At 71.6% G+C, this 9418-nt stretch carries 8 protein-coding genes and 1 pseudogene; 8 read left to right on the forward strand and 1 reads right to left on the reverse strand.

Features of this window, described 5'->3' with window-relative positions; all coding sequences use genetic code 11:
- The 4 genes and pseudogenes from VKN16_16150 to VKN16_16165 all read left to right on the forward strand — a co-directional run.
- Positions 1 to 1400: methylmalonyl-CoA mutase family protein (locus VKN16_16150; protein ID HME95740.1), on the forward strand; the 1400-nt coding region annotated here is incomplete at its 5' end.
- Positions 1400 to 2545 carry an epoxide hydrolase gene (locus tag VKN16_16155; GenBank protein HME95741.1) on the forward strand — a complete coding sequence of 382 codons (1146 nt, stop codon included), beginning with the start codon at positions 1400 to 1402 and terminating at the stop codon, positions 2543 to 2545. The genes VKN16_16150 and VKN16_16155, both read left to right, overlap by 1 nt.
- Positions 2546 to 2592: 47 nt before the next feature.
- Positions 2593 to 2871 (forward strand): annotated as a pseudogene (locus VKN16_16160) (metallophosphoesterase).
- Between the two features lie 4 nt (positions 2872 to 2875).
- Positions 2876 to 4954, forward strand: coding sequence for an adenylate/guanylate cyclase domain-containing protein (locus VKN16_16165; protein ID HME95742.1), 2079 nt, complete (start codon positions 2876 to 2878; stop codon positions 4952 to 4954).
- A 4-nt stretch (positions 4955 to 4958) separates the two neighbouring features.
- Here VKN16_16165 and VKN16_16170 read toward each other — a convergent pair whose 3' ends face one another.
- Positions 4959 to 6014, reverse strand: a complete 1056-nt coding sequence (locus tag VKN16_16170; protein ID HME95743.1) for a hypothetical protein — start codon at positions 6012 to 6014, stop codon at positions 4959 to 4961.
- Between the two features lie 57 nt (positions 6015 to 6071).
- On the opposite strand from VKN16_16170, the gene VKN16_16175 reads away from it, so the two are divergent.
- The 4 genes from VKN16_16175 (at position 6072) to VKN16_16190 (ending at position 9225) form a co-directional block, all read left to right on the forward strand.
- A complete protein-coding gene (locus VKN16_16175) occupies positions 6072 to 6989 on the forward strand; it encodes an LLM class F420-dependent oxidoreductase (protein HME95744.1) in 918 nt (305 codons plus the stop codon).
- Between the two features lie 316 nt (positions 6990 to 7305).
- On the forward strand, positions 7306 to 7806 hold the full coding sequence (locus VKN16_16180) for a spore coat U domain-containing protein (GenBank protein HME95745.1): 501 nt from the start codon (positions 7306 to 7308) through the stop codon (positions 7804 to 7806).
- A gap of 131 nt (positions 7807 to 7937) precedes the next feature.
- The gene (locus VKN16_16185) at positions 7938 to 8435 is read left to right on the forward strand and encodes a spore coat U domain-containing protein (protein HME95746.1); all 498 of its coding nucleotides are present in this window, start codon (positions 7938 to 7940) and stop codon (positions 8433 to 8435) included.
- Positions 8436 to 8442: 7 nt separating this feature from the next.
- Positions 8443 to 9225, forward strand: a complete 783-nt coding sequence (locus VKN16_16190; protein HME95747.1) for a fimbria/pilus periplasmic chaperone — start codon at positions 8443 to 8445, stop codon at positions 9223 to 9225.
- Positions 9226 to 9418 lie beyond the last annotated feature (193 nt).

Here is a 9418-nt window from a genome sequence, read left to right on the forward strand (position 1 = left end):
CCGACACCAACGGGCGCTTCCGCTACCTGATCGAGCAGGGGCAGACCGGGCTCAGCGTGGATTTCGACATGCCCACGCTGATGGGCTACGACTCCGACGACCCGCGCTCGCTCGGTGAGGTCGGCCGCGAGGGCGTGGCCATCGACACGCTCGACGACATGGAGGCCCTCTTCGCCGACATCGACCTCGAGCGCATCTCGGTCTCGATGACCATCAATCCCAGCGCGTGGATCCTGCTCGCCATGTACGTGGCGCTCGCGGAGTCGCGCGGGTTCGACCTGAACAAGCTGTCCGGCACCGTGCAGGCCGACATCCTGAAGGAGTACGTGGCCCAGAAGGAGTGGATCTTCCCGATCCGCCCGTCGATGCGGATCATGCGCGACATGATCGTGTGGAGCGCGCGAAACCTGGCCCGCTACAACCCGATCAACATCAGCGGCTATCACATCTCGGAGGCGGGGGCGACGTCGGTGCAGGAGCTGGCCTTCACCATGGCCAACGCCATCGCCTACGTGGAGGAGGTCACGCGCGCGGGCGTGCCGGTCGACGAGTTCGCCCCGCGGCTGGCCTTCTACTTCGTGGCCCAGGCCGACTTCTTCGAGGAGGTCGCCAAGTTCCGGGCGGCCCGCCGCATCTACGCCCGCTTGATGAAGGAGCGCTTCGGAGCCACGAAGGCCGAGTCGATGCGCCTGCGCTTTCACTGCCAGACCGCGGCGGCCACGCTCACCAAGGCCCAGCCGGTCAACAACATCATCCGCACCGCGCTCCAGGCGCTCTCCGCGGTGCTGGGCGGCGCTCAGTCGCTGCACACCAACGGCATGGACGAGGCGTACGCAATTCCCTCCGAGGAGGCGATGAAGATCGCGCTGCGCACCCAGCAGGTCATCGCGCTCGAGACCAACGTGACCAGCGTGGTGGACCCGCTCGGCGGCTCGTACTACGTCGAGGCACTCACCAACCGCGTGGAGGCCGAGGTGATGGCGATCCTGGCCAAGGTCGACGCCATGGGCGGCACCATCAAGGCCATCGAGGAGGGCTTCTTCCAGCGCGAGATCGCCGACTCCGCCTACGACTTCGCCCGGCGCAAGGCGGCCGGCGAGGCGGCGGTGATCGGCGTCAACGTCCTGGTCGAGCCCTCGGAGCCCCCCGCGATCCCGATCCACAAGGTGGACCCGGCGGTGGAGGCGCGCCAGATCCGGCGGCTCACCGAGGTGCGGCGCCGGCGGGACCGGGCCCTGGTCGACCGGCTGCTGGAGCGCCTCGAGCGCGAGGCGCGCGAGCCGGCCACCAACCTGATGCCGGTGACGATCGAGCTGGTCCGAGCCCGCGCCTCGCTCGGCGAGATCGCCGCCCGTCTCCGGAAGGTCTGGGGCTCGTACATCGAGCGGCCGGTGTTCTGATGCCGCCCGCGCCCTTCCGCATCCAGGTTCCCGACGCCACGCTCGCCGATCTGCGCGAGCGCCTGGCCCGCGTGCGCTGGCCCGATCAGGCCCCCGGCGCCGAGTGGGCCTTCGGCAGCAGTCTCGCCTACATGAAGGAGCTGGTCGCGTACTGGAAGGACCGCTACGACTGGCGCGCGCACGAGGCCGCGCTCAACGCCTCCCGCCAGTTCACCACCAAGGTCGCGGGCATCGACCTGCACTTCATCCACGAGGCGGGGCGCGGCCCGAAGCCGCTGCCGCTGCTGCTCTCCCACGGCTGGCCGGGCTCGGTGTGGGAGTTCCACAAGATCCTGCCGATGCTCACCGATCCCGCGCGCTTCGGCGGCGACCCCGCCGACTCGTTCACGGTGGTCGCGCCGTCACTGCCGGGCTATGGCTTCTCCTACGCGCCGGGCCAGCCGCGTTTCGGGATCGTGGAGATGGCGGACGCCTTCGCGACGCTCATGACCGACGTGCTCGGCTACCGGCGCTTCGCCGCGCAGGGCGGCGACTGGGGCGGCTTCATCACCTCACGGCTCGGCGCGGCGTATCCGGATCGGTTGGCGGGCATTCACGTGAACCTGCTGTCCCTGCGGCGCGACATCAAGCCGCCGGCCCAGCCTTCCGCGGAGGAGAAGCAGTACCTCGACGACCTCGCCAGGTGGCAGCGCGAGGAGACGGGCTACCAGTGGATCCAGGGCACGCGGCCCCAGACCCTCGCCTTCGGCCTGAGCGACTCGCCGACCGGCCTCGCCGCGTGGATCGTGGAGAAGTTCCGCGCGTGGAGCGACTGCGGCGGGGACGTGGAGCGGCGCTTCACCAAGGACGAGCTGCTCACCAACGTGATGATCTACTGGGTGACCGGCAGCATCAACGCCTCGTTCTGGCCCTACTACGCCCGGTTCCACACTCCGTGGCCGATCGCGGACGGGCAGCGCATCGAGGTGCCGACCGCCTACGCCGCCTTCCCCAAGGAGATCGTGCGCCCACCCCGCGCGTGGGCCGAGCGCATGTACAACATCACGCGCTGGACCGACATGCCGGCGGGCGGCCACTTCGCGGCGATGGAGGAGCCGGCGGCCCTGGCCGCCGACCTCCGTGCCTTCTTCCGGGAGTACCGCTGACCGCACCGCGCCCCACGCGATGGATCGCGCTCGCGGCGGTGCCCGCGGAGGCGCCGGTGGTCGCCATCATGCACAATCCGGATCTCTTCCCCGGCGTGCCCGCGCGGGTCCTGCTCACGCTCGCCGGCCACACCCACGGCGGTCAGGTGGACCTGCCGCTCCTGGGCCGGCTCATCGTGCCCTCGCGCTACGGCGCGCGCTATGCGATCGGCCACGTGCGGGAGGACGGACGCGACCTCTTCGTGACCCCCGGCCTCGGCCCGAGCATCCTGCCGGTGCGCTTCCGCGTGCCGCCCGAGATCTCGCTGCTGACGGTCGGACGATGACGCGGTGAAGACCCTCAGCCGGAGCGAGCGCAAGCGTCTCGTGGCCAGCGGCGTCCCCGCCCTGGTCGTCGCGGTGGTCCTGGCCGCCGCGTACCTGCTCGGCCTGTTCGGGGCCACCCGCGCCCGCGTGGGCGATCTGCTCTTCGCGGTGCGGCCGGCCGCCACGGCGCGCTCCACCGTGATCGTGGGCATCGATCAAAAGAGCTACCAGGCGCTCCTCCCGCAACACGGCCCGCTGTCGGCGTGGCCCCGCACCCTCTACGCGCAGGCCCTCGACGCGCTCGCCGCCGCCGGCCCTCGCGTCATCGCGTTCGCGATCTTCTTCGACGCCTCGCGGCCCGAGGACGCGCAGCTCGCGGAGGCGATGCGCCGGGCCGGGCGGGTGATCGTGCCGGTGGTGGCGCAGGGCCCCCGGGCCTTCGATCCGCGGCCGGGCGTGGCGCAGGAGTTCGACGACTTCGTGCGCCCGGCCGCCACCGTGCGGCGCGGAGCGTTCGACGAAGGGCTCGCCAACATCACCACCGGACGGGACAGCGTGGTACGCAGCCTGCCCCTGCTGCTGCGCGCGAAGGGCGAGGTCGTGCCGAGCCTCGCGCTCACCATCGTGGCCCACTACACCCGCCGCAACGTGGTCCTCGACGGCCGGCCGGAGGCGTCCTTCGTGCGCGCGGCCGGCCGCGCGATCCCGGTGGGCGAGCACGACACCATGCGGATCAACTTCCTGGGTCCTCCCTCGGAGCCGGAGGACGGCGGACCGTTCCGCATCATCTCGTTCGCGGACGTGCTCGCCGGCCGCTTCGATCCGGAGCTGGTCCGCGATCGCATCGTGCTGCTCGGGCCCACCATCCGCGGGGTGGACGAGCACGCGACCCCCACCACCGGCGACACCCGCATGTGGGGCGTGGAGATCCTGGGCAACGCGGTCGAGACCGTGCTGCACCAGCGCTTCCTGGTGCCGGCCTCGCGCCCCACCACCGTGCTGCTCATCGCGCTGATGGCCCTGGTCGCGGCGCTGGTGGTGGCGCGGTGGCGCCCGCTGCCGGCCGGCCTCGCGGTCGTGGCCGGCCTGGCCCTCTACGGGACGACGGCCGCGGTGCTCTTCGACAGCGGCGTCGTGCTCGACCTGATCTATCCGCCCGCCGCGCTGCTCATCAGCTTCGCGGCCGCGCTCGCCTCGCGCCTCGTGCTCGAGCAGGCGGAGCAGCGAATCGTCCGCGAGGCGATGGGCCGCTATCTCTCCCCGGCGGTGAGCCAGTGGGTGCTGGCCGATCCCCAGCGGCTGCGGCTGGGCGGAGAGACGCGCGAGATGACGGTGCTGTTCAACGATCTCCGCCAGTTCACCACGCTGGCCCACGCGCTGCCGCCCCGGACGCTGGTCACCCTGCTCAACACCTATCGCGCCGAGATGGCCGACGTGGTCTTCCGCAACGACGGCGTGCTCGCCCAGTACGCGGGCGACGCGATCGAGGCCTTCTGGAACGCGCCGATGGAGCAGCCCGATCACGCCCGGCGCGCGTGCGAGACCGCGCTCGACATGGTGGCGGCTCTCGAGCGCCTGCGCCCGGTGTTCGCGGCGCGCGGCTGGCCCCATCTCGACCTGGGCGTCGGGGTCAACACCGGCCAGATGGTGGTGGGCAACATGGGCTCGAAGGACCGGCTGATCTACACCGCGGTGGGCGATCCGGTCAACGTGGCCGCGCGCCTCGAGGGCCTGTCGAAGGAGTACGGCGTCCACGTGGTGGTGGGCGAGGCCACGGTGGCCGCGGCGCCCGATGCGTTCGTCTACCGCTTCCTCGACCTGGTGGCGGTGAAGGGCCGCGCGGAGCCGCTCCGGTGCTACGAGGTGATGGCGCGCGCCGGCGCGCTCGCGCCGGCCGCGCGAGAGCGGCTCGCGCGCTACCAGGAGGCGATCGACCGCTACCGCTCGCGTCGGTGGGAGGACGCGCTGCGGCTGCTGGAGGCGCTGGACCGGGAGACGCCGGGAGACGGCCCGGTCGCCCTCTACCTCCGGCGCGCCCGGGCGCTCCTCGCGGCCCCGCCGCCCGACGACTGGGACGGCGTGTTCGTGGCCGAGACGAAGTAGCGCCCTACCGCCGCGGCGCCGCCACCTCGAGCGGCGAGAGCACCACGGTGCCGGGCCGCGTCGTCTCCGGCCGAAGCGTGGACATGCCGCCGCGATCGGCCCGCGCGGTGCGCGGATCGGGCCCGCCCGACATGGTCTGGATGACCTCGGCGCGCAGCCCCTGGCGATGGTGCGCCTCGCCCGCCTGCTCCTGCCGGTACGTCTCCGTCCCCCGATAGCGACCGGTGACCGTCACCGTGAACGGCCCGTCGCCGACCGCGACCAGGATCAGCACGTAGGGGCCGGATACGCCCGCGGGCACCTCGACGGTACGCGAGCCGGCCGTGCCGGCGGTGAGCGAGCCGAACACCTGGTTGACGTCGATGCCCGGCTCGACGAAGCCGGCCACGCGGCGCCCGTCCGGCATCAGCACCAGCGGCAGCACCGGCCCCGAGGTCACCACCCCGAGCGTGCTCTGGTTCACCGCGAAGCCCTCGACCGCGGCGGGGCGGCCCGGGCCGAGCGTGACCTTCTGGCCGGGCTCGATCCGGGCGACGGAGGCGCCGGTGGTGCCGGTGACCTCGAGCCCGCCCGCGCGCGTCCAGCACACGAACGTGCCGTCGGGCTGCTGCTGCGCGCCGATGAGCCCGTCGTGGGCGGTCGCGCTGTAGGCATTGGATTCGAGCGTGAGCGAGGCGCGCCCGGCGAGCCAGCCCGCCACGCGCGCCCACACCGTGCCGACCATGATGAGCACGCGGAGCCGCGACGCGTCGCCGCCCTCCATCTCGGCGACCCGCACCGTCACGTCGGATGCGGGCTCCACCGTCACCGTGCTGCCGTCGAGGAACGTGATGAGGGCTCGCCCCGCCGGGCCGGTGACCACGCGGTCACCGACCTGCAGGTCGGACCCGCTGACCGCGGGGACGAGGGGACCGGCGTCCGCCCGCGCCGACTCCACCGGCGCGCTCAGCACGGTCAGCGTGGCCACGGTGGAGCTGCGGAGCGTTCGCTCCTGCGCGCTCGCCGGCCCGGCCAGCGTCACTGCCGCGAGCAGGCATGCGATGAGCCTCATTGCCAGCATGCGCCCATGATACCCACCGACGCGGGAGCCTCGCAGCCTCGTGTATCATGGCGCGACATGAAGCTCGGATTCTCGCTGCCGACCGCGGGCGCGTGGGCCACTCCGGAGAACCAGATCCGCATCGCACGCGAGGCGGAAGCCCTCGGCTATCACTCGCTGTGGGTCTTCCAGCGCCTGCTCTACGCGCTCGAGCCGAAAAACGAATACCCGCCGGTGCCCGGCAAGACGTGGCCCAAGCCGTTCGAGCGTGTGTTCGATCCCATCGTCACGCTGGCCTACGTGGCCGCGGCCACCCGGCGCATCCGGCTCGGCACCAGCGTGCTGATCATGCCGTTCTACCAGCCGGTGGTCCTCGCCAAGCAGCTGGCCACGCTGGACGTGCTCTCGGGCGGGCGGCTCGACGTCGGGCTCGGCCTCGGCTGGTCCGAGGACGAGTACGAGGCGGTGGGCGTGCCCTACAAGCACCGCGGGCGGCGCGGCGACGAGTTCCTCCGCTGCCTCGACCTGATCTGGACGCAGGACGTCGTCGAGTTCCGCGGCGAGTTCTACCAGCTGCCGCGGTGCCGCGTGGAGCCGAAGCCCGTGCAGAAGCCGCGGCCCCCGATCACCATCGGCGGCTACGGCAGCACCGTGGTCAAGCGCGCGGTCGAGCTGGGTGACGGCTTCAACGGCGGCAACGTGCCGATGGCCAGCGTGGCGCCGCTGGTGCGCGAGGTCCGCGAGGCCGCGGCCGCGCGGGGCCGGGATCCCGACACCCTGCACATCGTCTGTCGCGGCAGCTATCGCGTCCACGATCGCCCCCAGGGCAAGGACCGGCGACCGCTCTGGGGCACGCTCGACGAGATCCGCGAGGACATCGGCCGCTACGCCGACGCCGGGCTCACCGAGCTGTTCCTCGAGGGCAACTTCGTGCCGGGCGGCAGCTCGCTCGAGCAGGGGCTCGAGGTGATGGCGCGCCTGGCCCCGGGACGCTAGCCCCCCGAACCGCCAGGAGCCCGGATCCGGGCTCCTACGTACCCTCAGCTGGACGGCTTCAAGAATTGTAGGGCTCTCTCGAAACCCCTCCTGCTTGAGGGTGCAATCCGGCCGAATCTCGATGGTTCCAGTGGTCCATTGCCACCCATGGCCAGCTGTTTTACCTCTTTAGCTTTCCATAGTTACAGCTAGACCTCCCTCGCCAGGATCGCCCGTCCTCCCCCACTGGCACCCTCGTTGCCCTATGAGGGGCCGTGAGCAGCAGGGGCCGCGAGCAGCGGCCGGAATACTTAAAAATTTTGGGGAGGAACTGGACATGAACCGCACGGCTCGCATCGCCCTGGTGTTCGGCGGAGTGGTACTCGGAATGGCTGCGCCGGCCTTCGCTCAGACCGCGACGGCCAACCTCAACATCAGCGCTACCGTGAACAAGACCTGCACCATCACCACCACACCGGTGGCCTTCGGCATCTACGACCCCGTCGTGACCAACGCGAGCACGCCGCTCGACGCCACCGGCACGGTGGTCGTGACCTGCACGAAGGGCGCGGGCACCCGCATCGACCTCGGCAACGGCGGCAACTTCCTGACCGGCGCCCGGCGCATGGCGGGCGGCAGCGACTTCCTGACCTACGAGCTCTACACGGACACCGGGCGCACGACGGTCTGGGGTTCGGGCACGACCAACGGCAACACGATCGGCGCGGCTCCCAGCAAGGCGGCCCGGACGGTGACCGTGTACGGCCGCGTGGCGGCGGGGCAGGACGTGTCGGCCGCCTCGTACACCGACACCGTGGTCGCCACGATCAACTTCTAGTCCGCAGCGGAGCGCGGGCTTTGATGTCTCGCGAGAGCGCCGGCGGCCGGAAGGGGCGCCGGCGCTCCCGTCGTCCCGGCCGCCGCACAATGCCGGGATTTCACAATCAGCCTGATATGTTGGGGGCCGCCGTGAGCGTACGCGTGGCGGTGATGCTCGGTGGGCTGGTCCTGCGACTCGCGGCCCCGGCCTTCGCTCAGACGGACACCGACACCTTCAACGTCACCGCCAACGTGTCCAAGAACTGCAGCATCACCACGACCCCGGTGGCCTTCGGTGTCTACGACCCGGTGGTGGGCAACGCGACGGCACCCCTGGACGGGACCGGCTCCGTCGTCGTCACCTGCACCAAGGGCGCCGGAACCCGCATCGATCTCAACAACGGCGGCAATTTCGCCAGCGGCAGCCGCCGCATGGCCGCCGGCGCGGGGAACTTCCTCACGTACCAGCTCTACAAGGACACCGCTCGCACCACGGTCTGGGGCTCGGGCGGGAGCGCGGGACAGGCCATCGCGGGGGCACCCAGCAAGGCGCCGCGCACGTTCACGGTGTTCGGGCGCGTGCCGGCCGGCCAGGACGTGTCCGCCGGCTCGTACGCCGACACGGTCGTGGCGACCATCAACTTCTGAGGCCCGGGTGCTCGTGCGACGCGGACAGTCGGCGACTCGAGGCAGGACGCTGGTCACCATCGCGCTGATGGTCCTGGCCGCGACCGCCGCATCCCCGGTCGCCGCGGCGGACTTCACGGTCAACCCGATCCAGATCTTCCTCTCCGCCCAGAATCCGAGCGCGATCCTCACCGTGCAGAACACCAGCACGGAGACCCTGCGCTTTCAGCTCAACGCGTTCAGCTGGGCCCAGGACGAAGCGGGCCAGATGGTGCTGACGCCCACCACCGAGGTCATCTTCTTCCCGCGCCTGCTCTCGCTGGTCCCGGGCGAACAGCGGATCGTCCGCGTCGGGGCCTCGGTCCCCCAGGGACCGGTGGAGCGCACGTATCGTATCTTCGTCGAGGAGCTGCCGCCCGCGTTCACTCAGTCCGCGCCGGCGGGCCAGGTGCGCGTGCTGGCTCGCATGGGCATCCCCATCTTCATCGAGCCGCGCACCGGCCGGGCCGAGCTGCGGCTCATGCCGCCGTCGCTCGCCACCGGGCACCTGGTGTTCGAGCTGCGCAATACCGGGACCCGGCACGCGATCCCCCTGGAGATCCGGGTGCGCGGTCTGGGCCCGGCAGGCGAGGCGCTCTGGGCTCGCGAGCCGGACGGCTGGTACATCCTGGCCGGGGACCGCCGGGTGTACGAGATCCCGCTCTCCCGGGAAGACTGCGCCCGGACGAAGACCATCGCGGTCGAGGTCAAGGCCGGTGAGCAGGCGCTGGCCGAGCGTCTCGACGTCGCTGCGGCCGCCTGTGGCCCATGACCCGACGTCCCACGACCGGCCAGCTCGCGCCTCGCACCTGCCGGTCCCCCGACTCGCCCGACTCCTCTGCCTGGCGCTGCTCGCGCTGACGGGGCCGGCGATGGCGCAGTCGTCCGAGCCGGAGCAGGCGATCCTCCAGTGGAGCGTGAACCAGGTCGACCGCGGCGAGGTGGTGGTGCTGCTGCGCGGGGCC

The sequence above is a fragment of the Candidatus Methylomirabilota bacterium genome (genome assembly GCA_035315345.1).
GTDB lineage: Bacteria > Methylomirabilota > Methylomirabilia > Rokubacteriales > CSP1-6 > CAMLFJ01.